The sequence below is a fragment of the Rhodococcus sp. G6(2025) genome, from assembly GCF_058628105.1.
The window spans coordinates 5801547-5824260 of the sequence record NZ_CP179750.1 but is presented as its reverse complement, the minus strand read 5'-3'; the positions used below and the strand labels follow the sequence as shown (position 1 = coordinate 5824260).

At 67.9% G+C, this 22714-nt stretch carries 23 protein-coding genes; 9 read left to right on the top strand and 14 right to left on the bottom strand.

All coding sequences use genetic code 11. The features are described from left to right. Positions 1 to 34 precede the first annotated feature (34 nt). The gene (locus ACLIVD_RS26910; protein WP_280783690.1) at positions 35 to 1153 is read right to left on the bottom strand and encodes a glycoside hydrolase family 183 protein; all 1119 of its coding nucleotides are present in this window, start codon (positions 1151 to 1153) and stop codon (positions 35 to 37) included. A gap of 183 nt (positions 1154 to 1336) precedes the next feature. Then, the gene (locus tag ACLIVD_RS26905) at positions 1337 to 2710 is read right to left on the bottom strand and encodes an FAD-binding oxidoreductase (RefSeq protein ID WP_491930907.1); all 1374 of its coding nucleotides are present in this window, start codon (positions 2708 to 2710) and stop codon (positions 1337 to 1339) included. Positions 2711 to 3223: 513 nt separating this feature from the next. On the opposite strand from ACLIVD_RS26905, the gene ACLIVD_RS26900 reads away from it, so the two are divergent. After that, positions 3224 to 3553, top strand: coding sequence for a hypothetical protein (locus tag ACLIVD_RS26900; RefSeq protein ID WP_011594545.1), 330 nt, complete (start codon positions 3224 to 3226; stop codon positions 3551 to 3553). Positions 3554 to 3582: 29 nt separating this feature from the next. Here ACLIVD_RS26900 and ACLIVD_RS26895 read toward each other — a convergent pair whose 3' ends face one another. Together ACLIVD_RS26895 and ACLIVD_RS26890 are read right to left on the bottom strand one after the other, a co-directional pair. Further along, positions 3583 to 4266, bottom strand: a complete 684-nt coding sequence (locus ACLIVD_RS26895) for a Type 1 glutamine amidotransferase-like domain-containing protein (RefSeq protein WP_283353526.1) — start codon at positions 4264 to 4266, stop codon at positions 3583 to 3585. A 5-nt stretch (positions 4267 to 4271) separates the two neighbouring features. Continuing rightward, on the bottom strand, positions 4272 to 5090 hold the full coding sequence (locus tag ACLIVD_RS26890; protein WP_280783687.1) for a maleylpyruvate isomerase family mycothiol-dependent enzyme: 819 nt from the start codon (positions 5088 to 5090) through the stop codon (positions 4272 to 4274). Between the two features lie 167 nt (positions 5091 to 5257). On the opposite strand from ACLIVD_RS26890, the gene ACLIVD_RS26885 reads away from it, so the two are divergent. Beyond that, positions 5258 to 6799: an AMP-binding protein gene (locus ACLIVD_RS26885; protein WP_491930906.1), complete on the top strand. Its 1542-nt coding sequence runs from the start codon at positions 5258 to 5260 to the stop codon at positions 6797 to 6799. Between the two features lie 27 nt (positions 6800 to 6826). On the opposite strand, the gene ACLIVD_RS26880 is transcribed toward ACLIVD_RS26885, so the two are convergent. Next, positions 6827 to 6991, bottom strand: a complete 165-nt coding sequence (locus tag ACLIVD_RS26880; RefSeq protein ID WP_491930905.1) for a hypothetical protein — start codon at positions 6989 to 6991, stop codon at positions 6827 to 6829. Then, positions 6988 to 7389, bottom strand: coding sequence for a DUF488 domain-containing protein (locus ACLIVD_RS26875; protein ID WP_280783684.1), 402 nt, complete (start codon positions 7387 to 7389; stop codon positions 6988 to 6990). The genes ACLIVD_RS26880 and ACLIVD_RS26875 overlap by 4 nt, the downstream gene beginning before the upstream one ends. A 269-nt stretch (positions 7390 to 7658) precedes the next feature. Here ACLIVD_RS26875 and ACLIVD_RS26870 point away from each other — a divergent pair, with 269 nt between their 5' ends. Genes ACLIVD_RS26870 through ACLIVD_RS26860 form a run of 3 tightly spaced genes read left to right on the top strand, consistent with a single transcriptional unit; the run spans position 7659 to position 10525 of the window. Beyond that, positions 7659 to 8771: a Re/Si-specific NAD(P)(+) transhydrogenase subunit alpha gene (locus tag ACLIVD_RS26870; RefSeq protein ID WP_491930904.1), complete on the top strand. Its 1113-nt coding sequence runs from the start codon at positions 7659 to 7661 to the stop codon at positions 8769 to 8771. Then, a complete protein-coding gene (locus ACLIVD_RS26865) occupies positions 8772 to 9101 on the top strand; it encodes an NAD(P) transhydrogenase subunit alpha part 2 (RefSeq protein WP_271213171.1) in 330 nt (109 codons plus the stop codon). Then, positions 9101 to 10525, top strand: coding sequence for an NAD(P)(+) transhydrogenase (Re/Si-specific) subunit beta (locus ACLIVD_RS26860; RefSeq protein ID WP_491930903.1), 1425 nt, complete (start codon positions 9101 to 9103; stop codon positions 10523 to 10525). The genes ACLIVD_RS26865 and ACLIVD_RS26860 overlap by 1 nt, the downstream gene beginning before the upstream one ends. Before the next feature lie 67 nt (positions 10526 to 10592). On the opposite strand, the gene ACLIVD_RS26855 is transcribed toward ACLIVD_RS26860, so the two are convergent. The 6 genes from ACLIVD_RS26855 to ACLIVD_RS26830 all read right to left on the bottom strand — a co-directional run bounded on the left by ACLIVD_RS26855 (position 10593) and on the right by ACLIVD_RS26830 (position 16484). Beyond that, complete coding sequence (locus ACLIVD_RS26855; protein WP_491930902.1) at positions 10593 to 11225, bottom strand: hypothetical protein; 633 nt, start codon at positions 11223 to 11225, stop codon at positions 10593 to 10595. 86 nt (positions 11226 to 11311) lie between these two features. Beyond that, entirely contained in the window at positions 11312 to 12460 is a 1149-nt protein-coding gene (locus tag ACLIVD_RS26850; RefSeq protein WP_491932925.1) for an MFS transporter, read from the bottom strand. Between the two features lie 61 nt (positions 12461 to 12521). Continuing rightward, on the bottom strand, positions 12522 to 13766 hold the full coding sequence (locus ACLIVD_RS26845) for a dihydrolipoamide acetyltransferase family protein (protein ID WP_283353531.1): 1245 nt from the start codon (positions 13764 to 13766) through the stop codon (positions 12522 to 12524). A gap of 29 nt (positions 13767 to 13795) precedes the next feature. Beyond that, positions 13796 to 14779 carry an alpha-ketoacid dehydrogenase subunit beta gene (locus ACLIVD_RS26840; RefSeq protein ID WP_283335839.1) on the bottom strand — a complete coding sequence of 328 codons (984 nt, stop codon included), beginning with the start codon at positions 14777 to 14779 and terminating at the stop codon, positions 13796 to 13798. Beyond that, on the bottom strand, positions 14776 to 15873 hold the full coding sequence (gene pdhA / locus ACLIVD_RS26835) for a pyruvate dehydrogenase (acetyl-transferring) E1 component subunit alpha (RefSeq protein WP_283335841.1): 1098 nt from the start codon (positions 15871 to 15873) through the stop codon (positions 14776 to 14778). The genes ACLIVD_RS26840 and pdhA overlap by 4 nt, the downstream gene beginning before the upstream one ends. Positions 15874 to 16115: 242 nt before the next feature. After that, positions 16116 to 16484 carry a DoxX family protein gene (locus tag ACLIVD_RS26830; protein WP_283335842.1) on the bottom strand — a complete coding sequence of 123 codons (369 nt, stop codon included), beginning with the start codon at positions 16482 to 16484 and terminating at the stop codon, positions 16116 to 16118. A 115-nt stretch (positions 16485 to 16599) separates the two neighbouring features. Between ACLIVD_RS26830 and ACLIVD_RS26825 the strand changes: the two genes are divergently transcribed. Further along, on the top strand, positions 16600 to 17628 hold the full coding sequence (locus tag ACLIVD_RS26825) for a phosphotransferase family protein (protein WP_283335843.1): 1029 nt from the start codon (positions 16600 to 16602) through the stop codon (positions 17626 to 17628). Positions 17629 to 17650: 22 nt separating this feature from the next. Here ACLIVD_RS26825 and ACLIVD_RS26820 read toward each other — a convergent pair whose 3' ends face one another. After that, positions 17651 to 18112, bottom strand: a complete 462-nt coding sequence (locus tag ACLIVD_RS26820; protein WP_491930901.1) for an acyl-CoA thioesterase — start codon at positions 18110 to 18112, stop codon at positions 17651 to 17653. A gap of 59 nt (positions 18113 to 18171) precedes the next feature. Here ACLIVD_RS26820 and ACLIVD_RS26815 point away from each other — a divergent pair, with 59 nt between their 5' ends. The 3 genes from ACLIVD_RS26815 (at position 18172) to ACLIVD_RS26805 (ending at position 21229) form a co-directional block, all read left to right on the top strand. Next, a complete protein-coding gene (locus tag ACLIVD_RS26815; protein WP_491930900.1) occupies positions 18172 to 19362 on the top strand; it encodes a benzoate/H(+) symporter BenE family transporter in 1191 nt (396 codons plus the stop codon). A gap of 7 nt (positions 19363 to 19369) precedes the next feature. Further along, positions 19370 to 19879: an O-acetyl-ADP-ribose deacetylase gene (locus ACLIVD_RS26810; protein WP_283335846.1), complete on the top strand. Its 510-nt coding sequence runs from the start codon at positions 19370 to 19372 to the stop codon at positions 19877 to 19879. 96 nt (positions 19880 to 19975) lie between these two features. After that, positions 19976 to 21229 (top strand): cation:proton antiporter, encoded by a 1254-nt coding sequence (locus ACLIVD_RS26805; RefSeq protein WP_283335848.1) that lies wholly within the window; start codon positions 19976 to 19978, stop codon positions 21227 to 21229. A gap of 46 nt (positions 21230 to 21275) precedes the next feature. Here the strand turns inward: ACLIVD_RS26805 and ACLIVD_RS26800 are convergent, their stop codons facing one another. Then, positions 21276 to 22709 carry a nucleobase:cation symporter-2 family protein gene (locus tag ACLIVD_RS26800; RefSeq protein ID WP_280783673.1) on the bottom strand — a complete coding sequence of 478 codons (1434 nt, stop codon included), beginning with the start codon at positions 22707 to 22709 and terminating at the stop codon, positions 21276 to 21278. Between the last annotated feature and the right edge of the window lie 5 nt (positions 22710 to 22714).

Here is a 22714-nt window from a genome sequence, read left to right as displayed (position 1 = left end):
CTGTCCCGCGCACGCTGTCACTCGCAGATTACCGTCAGTCCGCGAGGTTGGTGCGCAGCAGCATGACGTTGTAGTCCGACCAGGTGGTGGCCAGGAAATACAGATCGGATCCCTGCGACCACGGGTGCATGTACGCACCGTACAGCTCCGGCACGTCCCGGCTGCTCACCAGCACCTCGGGTTCGCTCCAGCCGGATTCGAGGTGGTCGGACCGGCGCATGACCACCGAATTGCCGGCATCTGTGTACATCGCCACGAACTGACCGAGGTACTGGTTGAACTGCACCGACAACTCGCTGACGGGTCCGGGGATGACCGGTGCGGCGACGGTGGCGTTGGCCTTCACCCACGCCTTGCCGTCCCAGTACTCGTACAGCGTGAGGTTCCGGATGTCCGCTTCCTTCACCCGCGACAGCCGGGCGTCGCCGGATCGACCCGACGGCGTGCCGAACGCGTAGACGAATCCGTCGTGCTTGACGTACGAGCCCATCTGGAAGTTCTCGGCGCCCGTACCCGGGACGTTGGGTCGCAGCGTCAGAGGGTCGGTGACCCAGTTCTCGCCGTTGTCCACGGAGTACGCGATGCCGGACGCGTTGGTGTCCCACTCGCCGGGGGCGCCCCAGCTCCGCACGGACATGTAGTTGATGTACTGCGTCGCCCCGGGACCCTCACCGACCGAGATGCCGGTGGTGGGGATGACGGTCTGCTCCACACCCGGGATCTTCTTGCTCTGGATGATCTCCTTGGAATGGTTCGGGGTATCGACCGGGGAATTGTCGATGCGCATCCCGTCGGTGAGGTCCTTGTCGGAGCTGCGCAACAGGATGTTGCTGCGCCAGTCGCCGACAAGACCGCACAGCGGGTTGTCGCTCAGCCCGACGGTGTCACCGAACGCGGTGAGGATCTCACCGCCGCCGTTGTCCCACATGATGCCGAGGTCGGTGCCGAGCACCCGGAACCTGCCGATCGTGTCGTTGGAGCTGCGCGGCCCGGTGATGTGCGCGATAGCCTGAGTTTTGCCACGCAGTTCGGGAAGGCGACCGTCACTTCCGTTGAGCCAGGGAATGGGGTTGATGCCCTGGTTGGAGCCGCTCGATCCGAGGCTGCCGGTTCCGCCGAGGCACGGCGCCGCCGTCGCTACAGGGGGCGTCATCGTGAAAAACGTGCAGGTAGAAGCAAGTAAGGCGGGCATCGCCAGGGAGGCGACACGGCGGAGTCTGGTCACGAGCGCACCTCTCTGCGAGGAATCGAGTCGGGTCCGGTCACGCTAGCAATACCTCACCTGCCACACCAGCCCCTTGGGTAACCATTGGGTATCGCATCCCGGACTGTGTAGCTACAGAATCGCTCCGGGGTTGAGGATCCCCAGTGGGTCCAGTGCGTTCTTGATCCGATGCGTCAATTCCATGACGTCCTCGCCCAACTGGTCGGGCAGCCAGGCCTTCTTCAGCCGACCCACGCCGTGCTCGCCGGTGATCGTGCCGCCGAGAGAGAGTGCGAGGTCCATGATCTCGCCGAAGGCGAGGTGGGCACGCTCGGCCATCGCGGCGTCCTCGGGGTCGAACACGATGAGCGGGTGCGTGTTTCCGTCGCCCGCGTGCGCGATCACCGCCACCATCACGTCACGCTCGCGGGAGATGGCAGCGATTCCCTCCACCAGCGCAGGCAGTTTCGGGAGCGGGACCCCGACGTCCTCGAGGAGCAGGCTGCCGAGTCTCTCGACCGCGGGGATCGCGAATCGTCTTGCCGCGGCGAAGGCTTCGCCCTCCTCGGGGTCGTCGGTGGTGAATACCTCGGACGCGCCGTTCACTGTGCACGCGTCCTCCATCACGGAAATCTCTTCGGCCGCAATCGCACCGGGCGCGTCCGAGCGGGCGATGAGCATCGCCTCCGCCGTCCGGTCCAGGCCCATCTTCAGCGCGTCCTCGACGGCGCCGATCGAGGCGCGGTCCATGAATTCGAGCATCGACGGCCGCAGCGTGCGGGTGATGGCCAGGACGGTGTCGGCGGCGGCCTGGACGGAGGCGAACGACGCGACGAGGGTGCTCGACGGCGGCTGGGCCGGGATCAGCCTCAGCGTCGCCTCCGTGACGATGCCGAGGGTTCCCTCGCTCCCGACGAACAGCTTGGTCAGCGACAGGCCGGCCACGTCCTTCAGTCGCGGTCCGCCCAGGCGCACGTCCGTCCCGTCCGCCAGGACCACGCGCAGCGCGAGGACGTAGTCGGTGGTGACGCCGTACTTGACGCAGCACAGGCCGCCGGCGTTGGTCGCGACGTTGCCGCCGATCGAGCACATCTCGAACGACGACGGATCCGGTGGGTACCAGAGTCCGTGCTCGGCGGCCGCGGCCTTGACCTCCGCGTTGAGCAGTCCCGGTTCGACGACGGCGATCCGTGTCACCGGGTCCACCTCGATCCGGCGCATGCGCTCGGTGCTGACCACCACGCACCCCGCCACGGCGGTGGCGCCGCCGCTGAGCCCGGATCCCGCCCCGCGTGGGATCACGGGTACCCGGTGGTCGGTCGCCCAGCGCATCACCACCTGGACTTCCTCGGTGGTCGCGGGGCGGGCGACGGCGAGGGGGAGGACGGCATCGGGGTCGCGCGCCCAGTCCTGGCGATAGGAAACCAGGATGTCCGGATCGGTGACGAGACACCCCTGGGGGAGCGCGGCGGCGAGCGTCGCGAGTGCGTCGTCGGTGACCGTCATCGTGACTCCTGAAATGCGGGTGTCGGGCGCCCCGACGGTAACCCAGCGGGCCGCGGGTGTCCTCGAATTGGTCAGACGTCCAACTGAACCGATTCCGACCGGCTTGTACGGATATCGCTCCAACCTGGACGTTCGGCCTGGAAGTGAGACCCCAATAGTCCATCTGTTAGTTACTTACGCGTAGGAGTCTCACGATGTGGGATCAGGGGGGTGAATTTTTTCCGGGGTTCCGGCGATGGGGTATGCAACCGGGTCCGGAGGAGAAAATGCAGGTAGGGGCGTCCCGCGAACCGCGAGGAACCGGACGAATCGGGTGTAACACAGGTCACATTCGTCACTCCGTTACCGGATCGTATCGGCCAGGCAATGCAAAAACTCACTTCTACGGGTTAGCGTCTTGCATCGTCAAACACCGGCGAGGCGTTACACCCAAACGGAGATTCTCACGATATGTGAGCTAGAACACGGTTGGGGCCGGGTTTTGCCGCACCGACCCTGGAAGGACCCGCACCGATGAATGCACTCCACCGAGATCCCAGCAGCTACATCTCCGCGATGTTCTCGTACGAGTTCCTCGACGGTGGTATCGACTACGATTCCATCGAACAGATCCACCGTGGCGAGTTCGACGAATGGATCTTCGCACTGGCCGGTTCGGGGTTGTTCACCAACGAGGAAGTTCGGTCCATGGTGCAGGAATGGCGCCTGAACCCGAAGACCCTCCTGAACACGCTCCTCGCCGACGCGGACGAAGTCACCGCCAAGCGCTGCGAGGTCACCTGGGCCGCACTCGACCGCGTCGCCCCGTTCACACCGTCCGTGCCGGTCGCCGTCTTCGGCTGAAGGCCTTCCTGTCGCAGGGCTCGCCGTCGTCACACGAGTTCGGTTCGATCTCCGTTCACGACGATCGCCTGATCGTCCGTCAAAGTGCGGTACTCGATGCCGGCGAGCCTCAAAGCGGTGACAGTGCGCCGAACGGCTGCCGCGTCCTCCAAGGGGACGGCGTCTTCGGCCCCTGGAAGCTCCGCAGGCGGGTGATGCGGCACGATCGCGAAGCCCACCACGCCCAGACCGTCCCAGAGCGGCTCCATGCCGCAGGTGGCGACCACCTCCGCCGGGTCATCGGAGGAGTCGAGACCGTGCAGCGTCGGAGTCATCACACACGCCCCCGCGCTGTAGCCGGCGTACACCAGCGAATCCCCCAGCAGTAGTTCCGGGATCACCCGGTCCGCGCCGCTCCGGGCCATCTGCGCGCGCAACACGAACGTGTTCCCGCCGCGCACCCACAGCATGCCGAACCCCGCCAGCCGCTCCCTCAGCACGGCCGAACGCGCGTGCCCGTCGCTGCCGATGTAGTCGCGCAGATCCACCTCTTCCGGGGTGAAGCCCAGCCGCGTCAGCGGCATCACGTCACTCACGACCGCGGACGTCCGCGCCGTCCGCGGCCACGCGTCCGCGGCCGCAGCGATCACCCCCACACGCCCCGGGCGGCCGACGAGCGACAGCAGCGGCGCGGGATCCGCACCGAACCGATACGAAGACAGGAACAGGCGCACCGCGGTCAGATCGTGAACGCGAGGTTGTCGACGATCCTCTTGCCCACGGCGGTGTCGCCGCTCAACGCGATCTCGTCGCGGTGATCGGCCGCCGTCGTCCGGCCGCCCGCCAACCGGGTGAACAGCCGGGAGTCGAGAGTCACGGTCGCGGTGGCCTCGGACGGCAGTGCGTCGACCACCGCGGCTCTGCCGTCGACGGCGACGTGAATGTTCCGCGCGAGCGGTCCCGTCAGCTCCAGGGTGATCCTCGACCCGTCCGGGGCCTTACCGCGCTTGCCGACGAGGAACGCGACAGCGCCCGCGATCTCCTCGAACGCCGTCTCCCCGCGCAGGCCGCCCTCGTCGCCGGGCAGCGCGAGGGCGTCGCGCAGGTCGAGCTCGTGCATCCAGCAGTCGAACACGCGGATGCGCATGAACCGGAGGTAGGGAGCCGGACCGACCGGTGTGGTGGTCTCGGCCTCGAACGCCTCGTCGGTCATCTCGCTCAGCTCCGACCGCCTGCGGGCCACGATCACCCGGAAACGCTCGAGCATCTCGGGGCCGGAGCAGCCCCGCAGCCCTTCGACCCACTCTTCGTTGAACGCACCGATCGCGTTGCGCACGTGCGCGAGGCCGCGGACGTCGATACTGGTGTGCGGTGCGGAGATTCCGGCGAGGAGCGACTCCGTGCCGATGAGATGCGCGGTCACGTCGTGGACGGTCCAGCCCGGCAGCGCGGTGGGCGTGAACCACGCGTCGCCGGACAACGTGGACAGCACGTCGTCGAGTACGTCCCATTCCTCGAACAATGCGTCGAGGATCGGTTCCTTCTGCAGGGCATTCACGGGTCGTACGCCTCCTTTTGCCTCAACTCTAGGACCTCCCGCCGACGCGTCCGAGGGTTTTCGCCGCGGGCGGACGAATGCGCCGGTGACGGCGTCGAAGGCCTCCCCGGCCCGGGTTCGGTGTGGTAGACCGATGGTGAGAATCTCCATTAACAAAAGGAGTGCGGATGTTCCCTGGAAACTTCGTGGCGACCACCCCGGACAAGCCCGCTGTCATTCGTCCCTCGACGGGGGAGCAGCTGACCTACCGGGAGCTGGACGAGCGGTCCACCCGCCTCGCACGGCACCTGCGTTCGCTCGGCCTGAAGGTCGGCGACCACCTGGCGCTCGTGTCGAGCAACGACCTCCGGGTTCTCGAGGTGTACTGGGCGGCGCTGCGATCCGGGCTGTACATCACCGTGGTGAACTGGCATCTCACCCCGGAGGAAGCCGGATACGTCGTGGACGACTGCGGAGCCGAGGTGCTCATCGTGTCCGCCGACGCGGGCGGCGCCGTGCCGCGCGAGGAGAATCAGCTGCCCCGCATCCGGCACCGTCTCGTGTACGGCGGCGAACTCGACGGATTCGACAGCTACGACGACGCCGTGGCGGCGCAGTCGGCCGAACCGCTCGATTCGCAGCCCCGCGGGCAGGACATGCTGTACTCCTCGGGCACCACCGGCAGGCCCAAGGGGATCAAACCCGCTCTGCCCGAGGGCGAGGTGGACACCACCACGGATCCGTACACCGCCGTGTTCGCCCCGATGTACGGATTCGATTCCGACACCGTCTATCTGTGCCCCGCACCCCTGTATCACGCAGCGCCGCTGCGCTTCTGCGGCACCATCACGTCCGTCGGCGGCACGATCGTCCTGATGGACCGCTTCGACGCCGAGGAGGCGCTGCGGCTCATCGAGGAGTACCGGGTGACCCACAGCCAGTGGGTCCCGACGATGTTCGTCCGGATGCTCAAGCTGCCCAAGGACGTTCGCGACAAGTTCGACGTGTCGAGTCTGAAGGTGGCGATCCACGCGGCGGCGCCGTGCCCGCCCGACGTGAAGCGTTCGATGATCGAGTGGTGGGGCCCGGTGATCCACGAGTACTACGCGTCCACCGAAGGCGCCGGGGCCACGTTCATCGACAGCGCCCAGGCCCTCGCGAAGCCGGGATCGGTCGGCCACGACGGGGTCATGGGCATCGTCCACATCTGCGACGACAACGGTGCGGACGTACCCGTCGGTGACATCGGGACCGTCTACTGGGAGAGGGAGGAACGGCCGTTCGAATATCACAACGACCCGGCCAAGACCGAATCCGCGACGCACCCCGACCATCCGACGTGGACCACGAGCGGCGACATCGGGTACATCGACTCCGACCGCTTCCTCTATCTCACCGACCGCGCCGCGTTCATGATCATCTCCGGTGGGGTGAACATCTACCCGCAGGAGTCGGAGAACGTTCTCACGATGCATCCCAAGGTGTTCGACGTCGCGGTGATCGGCGTGCCCGACGAGGAGATGGGCGAACAGGTCAAAGCCGTCGTGCAACTCGTCGAGGGGGTGGAGCCGTCCGATGCCGTCGCCCGCGAATTACTCGACTACGTGCGCGACCGGGTGAGTCACTTCAAGGCGCCGCGCAGCATCGACTTCTCCGACGGCCTGCCGCGCACACCCACGGGCAAACTCGTCAAGCACAAACTCCGCGCCCGGTACCTGAACGCCGGCTGAATTCCGGCACGTCACCTGTCCCGCACGTCACCTGTCCCGCGCCGCCCCGCAGCGCGGGCAGGTGCCCGCGGTGTGGTCGATGAGGAACAACCCGCAGTCGGGGCACACGCGGTCGAGCCAGCAGACGGGGTCGCCGCCGAGGTCGTCGTCCGGCTCGGTGATGGGCGCGGCAGCGTCGCGGTGGGCGGTCACAACCGATCCAGCATGTATTCGGCGAGCACCTCGGCGTGACTGTGGCTGACGTCCTTCGTCGCGGTCAGGAGAACGATCGGCCGCCCCTGCGCGAGTTCCTGCACCCGCGCGACAGCCTTCCGTCCGCTCGGCGAGTCGAGCTCGTGGACGTACCGCTCGCGGAACTCGCTGAATGCGGCGACGTCGTGCGAGTACCAGTGACGCAGCTCCGTCGACGGTGCGAGGTCCTTGGCCCAGTCGTCGAAATGGAACGCGTCCTTGCGGAGCCCCCGCGGCCACAGCCGGTCCACGAACAGTCGGAGTCCGTCGCCCTCGGTCGGATGGTCGTAGACCCGCTCGACGACGACCGGTGGATTCGCGGTGACGTCCTCCGCGCTCCGTTCCTTCGGTGTGCTCATGGCCGAACCTCCGCTTCCGTGCGGCTGTCTACCGTCAGACTACGACGAAACACCCTGTGACCGGGTTCACAAACGAGCAGAAAGATGTGTGAGAACGACTGTTCGGACTCGATTCAGACGCCTACCCACGGACTTCTCTGTTCCCTACGTCACGCTTTCTCTGGCTACTATCAGCTAACTCAGTCGAGTCGGGGGAAATATTTCCGCTCATCATCGGTTGATCGCCGCTCGTCGCGGCACACACACCATCTACCGCAGGAAGTCGATACATGGATACATCGCAGAGCGCGTCCACTGCGCGCCCGACGGTCGGCGTCGTTCGGGAGTCGAACGACGGTGAGCGTCGGGTCGCGTTGGTGCCGAAGATCGTGGCGTCGTTGATCGCCAAGGGCGTCGACGTGGTGGTCGAGTCGGGTGCCGGTTTGGGCGCGCTGATCCCGGACGAGTTGTACAAATTGGCAGGAGCCGCCATTGCCGACCCGTGGTCGGCGGACGTGATCGTCAAGGTCGCGCCGCCATCGGACGAGGAAGTGGGCCGGTTGCGTGCCGGGCAGACCCTGATCGGGTTCCTCGCCCCCCGTAACCAGGACAATCAGGTCGCCGCGTTGAAGTCTGCGGGGGTGCAGGCGTTCGCGGTGGAGGCGATCCCGCGTATTTCCCGCGCCCAGGTGATGGACGCGTTGTCGTCGCAGGCGAACGTGTCCGGGTACAAGTCGGTGCTGCTCGCGGCGTCGGAGTCGACCCGGTTCTTCCCGATGCTCACCACCGCCGCCGGCACGGTCAAGCCGGCGACGGTGCTGGTGCTCGGTGTCGGTGTCGCCGGCCTGCAGGCCCTGGCCACGGCGAAGCGTCTCGGGGGCCGGGCCACCGGTTACGACGTGCGCCCGGAGGTCGCCGATCAGGTTCGCTCGGTCGGTGCGCAGTGGCTCGATCTGGGGATCGACGCCGCCGGTGAGGGCGGGTACGCCCGCGAGCTGACCGAGGAGGAGCGGGCGCAGCAGCAGCAGGCGCTCGAGGACGCGATCAAGGGCTTCGACGTGGTCATTACCACCGCGCTGGTGCCGGGCCGTCCGGCGCCGCGGTTGGTGACCGCGGCCGCGGTGGAGGGCATGAAGCCCGGCTCCGTGGTGGTCGACCTGGCCGGTGAGACCGGCGGTAACTGCGAGCTCACCGAGCCCGGTCAGACCGTGGTCAAGCACGGGGTGACGATCTGCTCGCCGCTGAACCTGCCCGCCAGCATGCCCGAGCACGCGTCGGAGCTGTACTCGAAGAACATCTCCGCGCTGCTGGAGTTGATGCTCGTCGACGGGGCGCTGGCCCCCGATTTCTCGGACGAGGTCCTCGCCGCGTCCTGCGTCACCCGTGAGGAGGGTGTGTCCTAGATGTACACCGAATTGTTGGCGAACATCGCGATCCTGGTGTTGTCCGGGTTCGTGGGGTTCGCGGTGATCTCGAAGGTCCCGAACACGTTGCATACCCCGCTGATGTCGGGCACGAACGCCATCCACGGCATCGTCGTGTTGGGTGCGCTGGTGGTGCTCGGCAAGGTCGAGGACCCGCCGTGGGGGCTGCAGGTGATCCTGTTCGTGGCCCTGGTCTTCGGAACGATCAACGTGGTCGGTGGTTTCGTGGTCACCGACCGGATGCTGGCGATGTTCAAGTCCAAGCCCACCGCCCCCGTTGTTGTTGTTGAGAAGGGTGGGGACCGGTAATGGAGTACCTCGTCAACGTTCTGTACATCGTGGCGTTCGCGATGTTCATCTACGGTCTGATGGGCCTGACCGGCCCGAAGACCGCGGTCCGCGGTAACCAGATCGCCGCGGTCGGCATGGGTGTCGCGGTGGTCGCCACTCTGATCGCGATCCGGGACACCTCCAACTGGGTGCTGATCGTCGCCGGTCTGGTGATCGGTGTGATCCTGGGTGTGCCGCCGGCGTTGCGGACGAAGATGACCGCGATGCCGCAGCTGGTGGCACTGTTCAACGGTGTCGGTGGCGGCACGGTCGCGTTGATCGCGTACGCCGAGTTCCTGGACTCGGACGGGTTCACCGCCTTCCAACACGGTGAGTCGCCGACGGTGCACATCGTCATCGCGTCGCTGTTCGCGGCGATCATCGGGTCGATCTCCTTCTGGGGTTCGGTGATCGCGTTCCTCAAGCTGCAGGAAACCCTGCCGGGCCGGCCGATCGGCATCGGCAAGCTGCAGCAGCCGCTCAATGCGGTGCTGCTGATCGGGGCCGTCGCATTGGCGGTGGCCATCGGGGTCAAGGCGATCGATCCGACCGGACCCACGTCGCAGTGGTGGATCGTGGGTGTGCTTGTGCTGGCGGCGGTGCTCGGGTTGATGGTGGTGCTGCCGATCGGCGGCGCCGACATGCCCGTCGTGATTTCGCTGCTGAACGCGTTGACGGGTCTGTCCGCGGCGGCCGCCGGTCTGGCGCTCAATAATCAGGCGATGATCGTGGCCGGCATGATCGTCGGTGCGTCGGGTTCGATCCTGACCAACCTGATGGCGAAGGCGATGAACCGGTCCATCCCGGCGATCGTGGCCGGCGGGTTCGGTGGCGGCGGCGTCGCGGCGGCGGTCGGGGACGGGACCGTGAAGACGGCGAAGTCCACCTCGGCGGCGGATGCGGCGATCCAGATGGCGTACGCCAACCAGGTGATCGTGGTCCCCGGCTACGGGTTGGCCGTCGCGCAGGCCCAGCACGCGGTCAAGGACATGGCCAAGCTGCTCGAGTCGAAGGGTGTCGAGGTCAAGTACGCCATTCACCCGGTGGCGGGCCGGATGCCCGGGCACATGAACGTGCTGCTCGCCGAGGCCGACGTCGAGTACGACGCGATGAAGGAAATGGACGACATCAACGACGAGTTCGCCCGCACCGACGTCACCCTGGTGATCGGTGCGAACGATGTCACCAACCCCGCCGCCCGCAACGACCCGTCGTCGCCGATCCACGGGATGCCCATCTTGAATGTGGATCAGTCGAAGTCGGTGATCGTGCTGAAGCGGTCGATGAACTCCGGCTTCGCCGGCATCGACAACCCGCTGTTCTTCGCCGACACCACCTCCATGCTCTTCGGGGACGCGAAGAAGTCGGTCTCCGAGGTCACCGAGGAACTCAAGGCCCTGTAGGCCCTCCGGGCCCGTGCGCCTTTTTGGTAGCACCAGCTACCAGAAAGGCGCACGGGCGCGAAGCGCCTCAGAGGCGCAGACTGCCGCGGTGCCGGGAGAAGGCGATGGCCGCGGTGTCGGGCCGTCGCTCTTCTCGCTCGGCGGCGACGGGGGAGTACAGCATCAGGGTGGACGCCAGCGCCCACCAGATCGCCAAGATCATCAGGCCGGCCGCGAGGCCGAAGATGCCGATCGGTTCGATCAGCGCGGCGGCCCCCGCGACACCGAGGACGACGGCGAAACCCAGGCCCGCGATGACGGGCCGGAACCGCGGCGCCGACACCAGCAGCGCCGAACCGTACAGCGCGGTGACGGCGACGACGTGTCCGCTCGGCAGGAGCACCGACGGTGCATCCGATTCCCATGCCCGGACTGCGGCGCTGGTGAGATTCGCGCCGATACACAGCAGCAGTACCGCACCCATGCCGTACGAAAGTTTTCGCATCGCCGCGACGATGGCGAGGACGACGGTCGCTGCGAGCACCGTGGTGACGTCGATCGCCTGGATCACAGGATCGGCGACGGGTCGGAGTGCCTCAGGGAGGACGAGACCCGACGATTCGGGGCGGATGAGGTACAGCGCGCACAGTGCCGCCACACCCGCCGCGGCGAAGGCGAGGCGACGAAGACTGAGACGCAGCCTGCTAGTCGATTCGGTCACGACACACAGTGTGCCAACCGACGCTGAACGATCGATGAGAGGCCGCTGTGAGGTCGGTGAACGGTCCTGTTCGTGCGGCGAGCGTGTCAGGTGCGCCGGACCGTCCCCGCGAACGTGGCGGCCACGAGCACGCAGACCAGGGGCACCACCATCGCGACGGTGAGCGGAACCACCTGGGTGATCCAGCCGATGGTGGCCGGGCCGGCGAGGAATCCGACGTACCCCAGCCCGACCACCCGGGACATGTTGGTGCCCGCGGAACCCGCGCCGAGGTTCCCCGCGGCGGTGAAGATCTGGGGGACGCAACCCGACAACCCGAGGCCGAACAGCGCCCAGCCCAGGACGGTGAGCGGGAGCAGCCCCGAGACGACGACGAGCAGCATTCCGAGGGCGGCGATCAGGGTGCCGTAGCGGACGACGGCGACGGGACCGAGCGCGCCGCTCACACGGTCCGCGGTGAACCGGCCCACCGTCATCATCACGGAGAAGGCTCCGAACGCGAGGGCGGCGATGGAATCGGACGTTCCGAGGTGTTCCTTGACCTGTAAGGTGCTCCAGTCGTTCGCGACACCCTCCGACAGCATGAGGACGAAGGCGATGCCACCGAGCGCGAGGACCCGGGTGGACAGCCGGCCCTGTGCCTTCTCGGCGGGAGCGGTGTCGTGCCGAGAGCGGGGACGGTCCGCCATCAGCCACCGCGAGCCCGCGGCGACGGTGACGACCCCGACAGCCCCGGCGACCAGCAACGCCGTCACGGGTGCCCACCCGGCGGCGAGCGTCGCCGCTCCGAGCAGCGATCCTGCCACCCCGCCCACGGAGAACAGGGCGTGGTACGCCGACATGATCGGCCGTCCGTACCGCTGCTCGACTTCGACGGCCTGCGAGTTCATCGACACGTCCAGTGCGCCGTTGGCGAAGCCGAACACGAGCAGGGCGAGACCGAGTTGCCAGGCCGCGGACGCCAGCCCTGGGCCCACGGTGGCGGCCGACAGGAGGAGTCCGGCGATGATCACCATGCGCCTGCTGCCGAACCGGTCGGCCAGTGGACCGCTGACCTGCATGCCGCCGATCGCGCCGACCGCGAGCAGGAGCAGCAGCGAACCCAGCGTGGAGTGGCTGATGCCGGTCCGGTCCTCGATCGCCGGAATGTGCACGACCCACATGCCGAGCAGGAACCCGTTGATCCCGAAGATCCCGAACGTTCCCGCACGAGCCCGGCGGAGCGGCTCGGTCACTGGTGGACGCGTGTCGACCGCGGACGCTCGGGAAGTGCTCACCGACCAAACGTACCGAGGATCAGAGGTGCGCGAGCAGTGAGGCGGGATCGTGCAGCATCGCCGCGACGGACGACAGGAACCTCGACCCCTGCTCGCCGTCGACCACCCGGTGATCGAACGACACGCTCAGGGTGGTGACCCACCGCACCGCGAGTTCGTCCTCGTGCACCCACGGTCGCCTGGTGACGCTGCCCAGGCAGAGGATGGCCGATTCGCCGGGGTTGAGGATGGGTGTGCCCGCGTCGACACCGAACACTCCGACGTTGGTGATCGACACGGTGCCGCCGGTCAGCTGCGCGGGTTCGGCTCTGCCGCTGCGCGCGGTCGCGGTCAGTTCGGTGATCGCGCGGCACAGTTCGAGCAGGCTCAGCGACTGCGCCTCCTTGATGTTGGGGACGACCAGACCGCGGGGCGTGGCCGCGGCGATGCCGAGATTGACGTAGTGCTTGGTGACGATCTCCTGGTTCTCCTCGTCCCACGAGGCGTTGAGGCTCGGGTTCTCGCGCAGCGCGACGATCATCGCCTTCGCGACCAGGCTCAGTGGTGTCACCGACAGTCCCTCGAATGCGGGGAGGTCACGCAGGCGGTCGAGCAGTTCCACCGACCGGGTCACGTCGACGGTCACGAATTCGGTGACGTGCGGGGCGGTGAACGCGCTGCGGACCATCGCCGCCGCGGTCTGCTTCCGGACGCTGCGGATCGGGGTGCGGGTCTCGCGCTCCGGCGGCTCCGGCGAGCCCGGTGTCGACGGCACGGACTGCCCGGCCGAACCCGCGTGGGATTCGACGTCGTTCCGGGTGACGGCGCCGGACGGCCCCGTCCCCGCGACAGCGGCGAGCTCGACCCCGAGTTCACGTGCGGCCGCCCGGGCTGCCGGCGAGGCGTCGGGGCGCCGACGGTCCGGGCCGGACGTGCCGGTCTCCGGAGTGGCCACCAGCTTCCGCCGGGCCCGTTTGCTCTCGGCGGCGGCCTCGGGCCCGTACCCCACCAGAACGGGCGTGCGCGCGGGAGGTTCCTCGGTGGCCGCATCCGTCGCGATCCGGATGATCGGCGTCCCGACCGGCACTGTCGCGCCAGCCGGAACCAGCAGTTCCTCCACGACACCCGCGTACGGCGAAGGCAACTCGACGAGCGCCTTCGCTGTCTCGACCTCTCCGATCACCTGATTGAGTTCGATCGTCTGGCCCACCTCGACGGCCCAGGAGACCAGCTCGGCCTCCGTCAGCCCCTCACCGAGATCGGGTAGGCGGAATTCCTGCGCCAACGGACGGCTCCTTCCTCCGATGGGTGCGATCAGGCCGCGAGGCTGCGATCGACCGCGTCGAGCAGGCGGTCGGCGTCCGGCAGATGGTGCAGTTCCAGTTTCGCCGGGGGATACGGAACGTCGAATCCGCCGACCCTCAGGACCGGCGCGTCCAGCTGGTAGAAGCACCGCTCGGAAATGCGGGCGGCGATCTCCGCGCCCAGGCCGAGGAACGTCGACGCCTCGTGCGCGACGACGAGTCTTCCGGTCTTGCGAACCGACTCCTCGATGGTGTCGAAGTCGATCGGCGCGAGGGAGCGCAGGTCGATCACCTCGAGGGAGTGCCCCTCGTCGGCGGCGATGGACGCGGCCGACAGGGCCGTCGGCACGACGGAACCGTACGCGACGACGGTGGCGTCCGTGCCCTCCCTGGTCACCCGGGCCCGGTGCAGTGGCAGGTCCGGTTCGGCGTCCACGTCGAACTCGGCCTTGTCCCAGTACCGCCGCTTCGGTTCGAAGAACACCACCGGGTCGTCCGCCGCGACGGACTGCTGGATCATGTGGAACGCGTCCGCCGGGTTGCTGGGAGTCACGACGCGCAGTCCGGCGGTGTGAGCGAAGTAGGCCTCCGGCGACTCCGAATGGTGCTCGACCGCGCCGATGCCGCCGCCGTACGGGATCCGGATCGTGAGGGGCGCGGTGACCCGGCCCTGCGTGCGGTAGTGAATCTTGGCCACCTGGGACACGATCTGGTCGAACGCGGGGTAGACGAAGCCGTCGAACTGGATCTCGCAGACGGGCCGGTAGCCGCGCAGGGCCATGCCGAACGCGGCGCCGATGATGCCGGACTCGGCGAGGGGGGTGTCGATGACCCGGTTGTCGCCGAAATCCTTCTGCAGGGTGTCGGTGACGCGGAAGACCCCGCCGAGGCGTCCGACGTCCTCACCCATGATCACGACCTTGCGGTCGTGTTCGAGGGCGCGCCGGAGGCCTGCGTTGAGTGCGGCGCCGAGCGACAGTGTGGTGGTGGTCATGACAGTGCCTCCTCGATGCCTGCGAAGCCCGCGAGGTACGCGGCGTACTGCTCGCGCTCCTCGTCGATGAGTGGGTGGTCGGTGGAATACACGTGCTCGAACAGGTCGAGCGGCTCCGGATCGGGAGCGCCGATGGTCCCGGACCGCAGTCGCGCCGCGACGTCGTCGGCGGTGGCCTGCACCCCGGCGAGGAACGTGTCGTCGAGCAGGCCCTCCCGGTCGAGGAGGCGCCTCATCCGGTCGATCGGGTCGCGGGCCTTCCAGACCTCGGTCTCGGCTGCCGCCCGATACCGGGTGGGATCGTCCGACGTGGTGTGGGGGCCCATCCGGTACGTGACGGCCTCGATGAAGGTCGGCCCACTGCCTTCGCGCGCCCGCTGAGTGGCCTGGCGGGTGACCGCGAGGACCGCGAGAACGTCGTTGCCGTCCACTCGGAGGGCGGGCATGCCGTACCCGGCGGCGCGCTGCGCGATGGGGACGGGACTCTGCAGGTGGACCGGTTCGCTGATCGCGAACTGGTTGTTCTGGCAGAAGAATACGACCGGCGCGTTGAAGCTCATCGAGAAGCCGAGGGCCTCGGCGAGGTCGCCCTGACTGGTGGCGCCGTCGCCGAAATAGGCGATCGTCGCGATCTCCGCGCCGTCCAGGTGGGCGCCCATGGCGTAGCCGGTGGCGTGCAGCCCCTGGGAGCCGACGACGATCGCGGGATTCGTCACGTTCACGGCACTCGGATCCCATGCGGAATGGGCGCATCCCCGCCACATGCGGGTCATCACCCCCGGGTCCACGCCCCGGCAGTAGGCGACGGCGTGTTCGCGGTAGCTGATGAACGCGTAGTCGTCGGGGCGGAGGGCGCGGGCGGAGCCGACCTGTGCGGCTTCCTGTCCGAGCATGGGGGCCCAGAGTCCCAGTTCGCCCTGGCGTTGCAGGGCGACCGCTTCGACATCCATCCGACGCGCGACCACGAGGTCCTCGTAGAGGCCGCGCAGTTGGTCGGGTCCGATGTCGCGGACCAGGCTCGTGTAGTCGGGTCTGAAGACCCGTCGGCCGTCCGGCTGGATGAGCTGGACCGGATAGGCAATCTTGTCGACCATCGGGGTCACCTCGCGTTGTCGAGTCCGTGAACCTTGTGGGTTCGTAGGAGACGGGTACTGCGGCAGGACAGGTGTGTGTCCTACTTCACAGCATCCACGGGAACGCGAAGTGCGCAAGTGGCACCGCCGGCTTCGGGCAGAATGCCCAGTTTCGGGGGGTCTGGAGGTGTCATGCTGCGTCTAATGACCAATTCGGACACAGCCGACGCCAGGTTGTTGCTGCAAGGGTCCGAGGACCCGGATCACCCCGCGAACACGAACCCGATCGAGGCGAGGACGGCCAGCACCGCGAGGTACACCGCGGGCATCGCGACGGCCCGGGTGTCGGGGTTGCCGTAGTCGCCGTGCCGGACGTGAAAGCCGATTGCGCACAGGAGGAGAATCAGCAGCGCCACCGCTGCGATCACTCCCAGTGGGGTCCAGTAGAGGCCGACGAGAACGCCGACACCCCCGGCGAGTTCCGCCACGCCGATCAGCCGGACCTGCTGCCCGCTCAGGCCCCGGGATTGCAACCCCGTCCACGCGGTTCCCTTCAGCCTCAGCTTGGGAATGCTCACGGCGACGGCACTCACGGCGAGGAGCACGCCGCACACGATGAGGAAAACTTCCACGTCGGTCCCTCCAGTTCCGGCCGAATCGGCCTCACTGTTGCCACCCTAGGGCCGCGACCTGCGGTGCGGACCGGTTCCCTCCGCATCGGGCTTCCGAGCGGTTAGCATCGAGCGCGTGAATGCTGTGGGGCTGAACGAAGATGCCGTTTCTGCGTGGATTGCCGGACTCGGCGTGGGAGCGATCGCGCCGCTGAGCTTCGAGAGGATCGGGAACGGTCAGTCGAATCTCACGTACGCGGTCAGCGACGCGGGTGGTGGTCGGTGGGTGCTGCGGCGGCCACCGCTCGGACATCTGCTCGCATCGGCGCACGACGTGGTCCGCGAACATCGGATTCTGTCCTCTCTGCAGGGATCCGACGTTCCGGTGCCGAAGATCCTCGGGCTCACCGACGATCCGGAGGTCACGGACGCGCCGCTCGTGCTGATGAGTTACGTCGCGGGGGTGGTGATCGACAGTATCGGCGTGGCGAAGAAGCTGACACCCGAACAGCGGAATGCCGTCGGACTGGCGATGCCGAAGGCTCTCGCGAAGATCCATGCGGTCGATCTCGGGGACGCCGGGCTGGAGGATCTGGCCAGTCACAAGCCGTACGCGGCAAGGCAGTTGAAGCGCTGGACGGATCAGTGGGAGAAGTCCCGTACCCGCGACGTCCCGGCGATCGAGGACCTGGCGGGCATCCTCGAGCGCAACATGCCGGAGCAGACCGAACTGTCGTTGGTGCACGGTGATTTTCACCTGAGCAACGTCATCACCTCGCCCGAGGAAGGTGAGGTGGTCGCAGTGGTCGACTGGGAACTGTGCACGCTGGGCGACCCCCTCGCCGACGTCGGCGCATTGCTGGCCTACTGGCCCGAGGCGGGCGACGAGGACGCCGGACCGTTCCCTGCCTCCACTCTGGAGGGATTCCCCACCCGGGCCGACCTCGTGGAGGCCTACGTCCACCACACGAAACGCGATGTCACGCATGTCGGGTACTGGCACGTGCTGGCGTTGTGGAAGTTGGCGATCATCGCCGAAGGCGTCCTGCGCCGGGTGATCGACGACCCCCGGAACAAGGCCGAGACCGGTGCGCCCACGGTCGCGCTGATCGACGGCATCATCGCCCGGGCGGTGGCCACGGCGGAGGCCGAGGGACTGCGCTGAACCGCCTGGTCGTGCCGGACGTTCAGACGGCGTCCGGCGCCACCAGAAGGGTTGCAGCGCTCCGGATTTCGGCGGGAATCGGCACCGGTCGCCGGGTCTTCGCGTCCACGTACACGTGCACGAAACGGCCGAGAGCCGCGAGTTCGAGCGCGTCGTCGTTCTCGCGGAAGATCGCGAGCGCATACACGATGCTCCGGGTGCCCAGCTTCTCGACGGACAACCCCACCTGCAGACGGTCCGGGAACGTCAGCTCGCTGACGTACTTGCAGGACGTCTCGGCGACCACGCCGATGGCGGGCAGATCGCGGATGTCGGTGCCCGTCGTCGCGATCAGCCAGCCGTTGACGGCCGTGTCGAAGTACGAGTAGTACGTGACGTTGTTGACGTGCCCGTAGTGGTCGTTGTCGGCCCAACGGGTCGGCACCGGCCACAGGGCGGGGAAGTCGGCGGCGGTCGGCAGTGCGGGGGCGTCGTCGTGTTTCACCGTGCCGACCCTAATGCCACGGATCCCCCCGGACCACGCGTCGGGCAGAATCGCGTCCTATGTCCGTGCCCGACAGCGATGTGCGCTCACCCGATTCCGCCGCCCAGCCGATCAGCGCCGGAATCGTCACCGCCCTGGTGGGCTTCACCAGTTCGTTCGCGGTCGTCCTCACCGGACTGACGGCGGTGGGAGCGAACTCCGCCCAGGCCGCGTCGGGACTGCTGGCGTTGTGTGTGACGCAGGCGCTGGGCATGCTGTGGATGTCGCGGCACTACCGCATGCCGATCACGCTGGCGTGGTCGACGCCGGGCGCCGCTCTCCTCGCCGGTGCGGGGACGGTGAGCGGCGGCTGGCCGGCGGCGGTCGGGGCGTTCGTCGTCGTGGGGGCGGCGGTGATCCTCACGGGGCTGTGGCCGCGGCTGGGACGGCTCATCGCGGCCATCCCCTCGGCGTTGGCGCAGGCGATGCTCGCGGGGGTGCTGCTGCCGCTGTGCCTGGCGCCGGTGCTGGCGCTGCGTGACGCTCCGCTGGCCGTCGCGCCCGTGATTCTCGTGTGGCTGGTCCTGCAGCGGTACTCGCCGCGGTGGGCGGTGCCGGCCGCGTTCGGGGCCGCCGCAGTGGTGATCGCGATCGGTCTCGCCTCCGGCAGCGACGGGCTGGACACCAGCGCGCTCCTGCCGAGACTCGACGTCACCGCACCGGCCTGGACGTGGCAGCCGATGATCGGGATCGCGATCCCGCTGTACATCGTGACGATGGCGTCCCAGAACATCCCCGGGACCGCCGTCATGAATTCGTTCGGCTACCGGGTGCCGTGGCGGCCGGCCATGCTGGTGACCGGAGTCGGGACCCTGGTGGGCGCGCCCGCCGGTGGACACGCCATCAACCTCGCCGCCATCAGCGCCGCCCTCGCCGCCGCACCGTCCGCACACCCCGATCCCAAAAAGCGCTGGGTCGCGGCCTTCACGGCAGGCTGGGCCTACCTGGTGCTCGCCGCCTGTTCCGCCGCGGTGGCCACGCTCATCGCCGCGGCACCTGAGGGCGTCGTGGAGGCCGTCGCCGGTCTCGCGCTCCTCGGCACCCTCGGCGGGGCACTGGCCTCCGCCCTCGACGACGTCCGCGAACGGGAAGGCGCCGTCGTCACCTTCCTGATCGCCGCGTCGGGGGTGAGCATCCTCGGCATCGGGTCCGCGTTCTGGGCGCTGGTCGCCGGACTGATCGTGCGGGTCGCGGTGAGCTCGCGGCGATAATGGGGTGATGACCACCATCGAGGTAGTGCAGGGTGACATCACGACGGTCGAGGTCGACGCCATCGTCAACGCCGCCAACTCCGGTCTGCTCGGCGGTGGTGGCGTGGACGGCGCCATCCACCGGGCCGGTGGCCCCGAGATCCTCGCCGAATGCAGGCAGCTGCGGGCCACCACACTGCAGGACGGGCTCCCGGCGGGGCAGGCGGTCGCGACGACGGCGGGCCGGTTGCCGGCTCGATGGGTGATCCACACGGTCGGCCCCGTGTACTCCGCGTCGGACGATCGGTCGGCCACCCTGCGCAGCGCCTACACCAGCAGCCTGGCGGTGGCCTCCGATCTCGGCGCGCAGTCCGTCGCGTTCCCGCTGATCTCGTCCGGGGTGTACGGCTGGCCCGCGGACGACGCCGTCCGGCAGGCGGTCGGTGCCGTCCGTGAGTCGGACGCCGAAATCCCCCGGGTGCTGTTCGTGGCGTTCGACGCACGAATGGCGTCCCTGCTGCGGGGTGAGGTGGGGTGACGGCGCTGGTTCGGATTCGCGCACGGGGGTAACCGGAGGCGACCGGACTGGATCTTCCCCACGCGGAGGCGGTGGACCGCGCTGAACACCGATTTCGTGTATCTCACGGCAGGACTGGCTCTTCTGCTGGCGGCCACCGTTCCGCGCCTGTTCCAGGACCGTGCCGTCTCGGCGCCGCTGATCGTCCTGGCGGTCGGAGCCGGCGGCGGCCTGCTGCTCGGCGAGTCGGGCACGGACACCCTGTCGCCGGCACTGCATCCGGCTGTGACGGAGCACCTGAGTGAAACCTGCGTCATCGTCGCCCTGATGGGTGTGGGACTGGCGATCGACAGGCCTCTGGGCTGGCGGACGTGGAATTCGACGTGGCGCCTGCTGCTCATCGCGATGCCTCTCGGAATCGCCGCTGTCGCGCTGCTCGGCTGGTGGGTGGCGGCACTGACCCCCGCCGTCGCGATCCTGCTCGGGGCCGTCCTCGCGCCCACCGACCCGGTTCTGGCGTCCGACGTGCAGGTGGAGGGTCCCACCTCGGGCGGCGAGTCCCATCGGGAGGACGACGAGGTCCGGTTCGCGCTCACCTCGGAGGCCGGGCTCAACGACGCTCTCGCTTTCCCGTTCGTGTATCTGGCGCTGTTCATGATCGGCAAGGGACCGATCGAGCAGTGGATCGTGCAGTGGGTGGCCTGGGAGCTGATCGGCAAGGTCGTCATCGGCGCGGCCCTGGGGTGGATTGCCGGTGATCTGTTCGGCCGCGCGGTCTTCCGCTTCCCGATCACACACATGCGCCTCGCCGAACGCAGCGAACCCATCTTCGCGCTCGCCGCCACGTTCGCCGTGTACGGACTCACCGAACTGGCCGGGGGATACGGCTTTCTCGCCGTCTTCGCCTGCGCGGTCGCGATCCGTCGGACGGAGCGGGCCCACGACTACCACGCCGAGATGCACAGCCTGATCGAGCAACTCGAACACGTGCTCACCCTCGCCGTTCTGCTCCTGCTGGGGGTGGCACTCACCTCCGGTCTGCTGACCGGACTGACGTGGGGCGGGGTTCTCGTCGCGACAGCCCTCGTGTTCGTCATCCGGCCGGTGGTGGGATGGCTTTCGCTGCTGGGCTGCGAGGAGATGTCCGGTCCCGAGCGCCGGGTCACCGCGTTCTTCGGGGTTCGCGGAATCGGATCGATCTACTATCTCGCCTACGCCGCTGCGGAAGCCGGCGTGGACGACGAGAAATGGTTGTGGTCGACGGTGGCCTTCACCGTCGTCCTCTCCGTCCTCGTTCACGGGGTGAGTGCGACACGGGTGATGCGCCTGCTCGATCTTCGCAGGGAGGGCGGTGCAGTCGCGGACCGGTAGCATCGCGACCGCACCGCCCGACCAGGGGGTGGCCTGTTCCGGCTGCTTATTCGTTCCGCACGGCGGAGGTGCGCGCCGTGTCTGCCGGGTGCTCCGAGTCCTCGGCTGGGTGGACGAGGACGGGTGGCGCCGCCGAGACCACCGAGGGAGTGGGCCGGTTGCCGGCCTTGATCTCGTTGAACAGGATGTTGAGCAGCACCGCGACGATGCTGGCCGCGCTGATTCCCGAGTCGAAGACGATGTGGACCCATTCCGGGAAGGCCGCGTAGAATTCGGGCACCGCGATCGGAATGACCCCGAATCCGAGGGCCACCGCGACGATCACCAGGTTGAGGTTGCCGTCGTACGACACCTTGGACAGGGTCCGGATTCCGCTCGCGGCCACCGAACCGAAGAGGACGATCCCCGCACCGCCGAGGACCGGCAGCGGCACGGACGCCACCAGTCGCCCCAGGACGGGGAACAGTCCGAGAGCGAACAGAACCGAACCTCCGGCCGCGACAACGTATCTGCTCTTGATTCCGGTGATCGCGACCAGCCCGACGTTCTGAGCGAACGCGCTGGCCGGGAACGTGCCGAATACCGGTGCCACGGTGGTGGCGAGCATGTCGGCGCGCAGACCGTCGCCCACCCGGCGGGCGTCGACTTTCGTTTCCACGATCTCGCCGACGGCCAGGATGTCCGCCGTCGTCTCGGTCATGATCACGAGGATCACCACCGTCATCGAGATGATCGCGCCGATCTGGAACAGGGGAGTGCCGAACGAGAACACCTGCGGCAGTTCGAAGATCGCGCCCTTTCCGACGGCACCGAAGTCGGCCTTGCCGATCAGCGCGGCGAACAGGGTTCCCACGACGATGCCGATCAGGATCGACAACCGCGACAGGGTTCCCTGCACCAGCCGGCTCACCAGCAACACGATGAACAGGCTGAACCCGGCGAGTCCGATATTGGACATCGACCCCCAGTCCGGAGCCTTGGCGTTGCCGCCCATCGCCCAGCGCACCGCGACCGGAAGGAGGGAGATGCCGATGACCGTGATGATCGATCCGGTGACGACGGGCGGAAAGTAGCGCACGATCCTGCAGAAGAACGGGCTGATCAACAGCCCGATCGCACCGGCGACCATGATGGCTCCGAACACCGAGCGCAGTCCGCCCGGACCGCTGGCCACCGCCACCATCGTGGACACCGAGGCAAAGGAAATGCCCTGAACGAGGGGAAGTTTTGCCCCGAAATACGGAACGCCGAGGGTCTGCAGCAGTGTGGCCGCACCGCTGACGAACAAAGCCGCCGACACGAGCAGTCCGATCTCGACGCCGGTCAGTCCGGCGGCGCCGCCGACGATCAGGGGAGGCGCGATCACGCCGCCGTACATCGTCAGGATGTGCTGCAAACCGTAGACATACGACTTTCCGAGCGGCAAACGCTCGTCCTCGGGTCCGGGAGTTCCGGCAACCCGGTGTCCGATCCGCTTCATCGCCG

Bases quoted from the DNA above. Each gene is read 5' to 3' on its own strand.
- ACLIVD_RS26910 (WP_280783690.1), bottom strand. From the start codon at position 1,153: ATGACGCCCCCTGTAGCGACGGCGGCGCCGTGCCTCGGCGGAACCGGC.
- ACLIVD_RS26905 (WP_491930907.1), bottom strand. From the start codon at position 2,710: ATGACGGTCACCGACGACGCACTCGCGACGCTCGCCGCCGCGCTCCCC.
- ACLIVD_RS26900 (WP_011594545.1), top strand. From the start codon at position 3,224: ATGAATGCACTCCACCGAGATCCCAGCAGCTACATCTCCGCGATGTTC.
- ACLIVD_RS26885 (WP_491930906.1), top strand. From the start codon at position 5,258: ATGTTCCCTGGAAACTTCGTGGCGACCACCCCGGACAAGCCCGCTGTC.
- ACLIVD_RS26875 (WP_280783684.1), bottom strand. From the start codon at position 7,389: ATGAGCACACCGAAGGAACGGAGCGCGGAGGACGTCACCGCGAATCCA.
- ACLIVD_RS26870 (WP_491930904.1), top strand. From the start codon at position 7,659: ATGGATACATCGCAGAGCGCGTCCACTGCGCGCCCGACGGTCGGCGTC.
- ACLIVD_RS26865 (WP_271213171.1), top strand. From the start codon at position 8,772: ATGTACACCGAATTGTTGGCGAACATCGCGATCCTGGTGTTGTCCGGG.
- ACLIVD_RS26860 (WP_491930903.1), top strand. From the start codon at position 9,101: ATGGAGTACCTCGTCAACGTTCTGTACATCGTGGCGTTCGCGATGTTC.
- ACLIVD_RS26840 (WP_283335839.1), bottom strand. From the start codon at position 14,779: ATGACCACCACCACACTGTCGCTCGGCGCCGCACTCAACGCAGGCCTC.
- pdhA (WP_283335841.1), bottom strand. From the start codon at position 15,873: ATGGTCGACAAGATTGCCTATCCGGTCCAGCTCATCCAGCCGGACGGC.
- ACLIVD_RS26815 (WP_491930900.1), top strand. From the start codon at position 18,172: ATGTCCGTGCCCGACAGCGATGTGCGCTCACCCGATTCCGCCGCCCAG.
- ACLIVD_RS26810 (WP_283335846.1), top strand. From the start codon at position 19,370: ATGACCACCATCGAGGTAGTGCAGGGTGACATCACGACGGTCGAGGTC.
- ACLIVD_RS26800 (WP_280783673.1), bottom strand. From the start codon at position 22,709: ATGAAGCGGATCGGACACCGGGTTGCCGGAACTCCCGGACCCGAGGAC.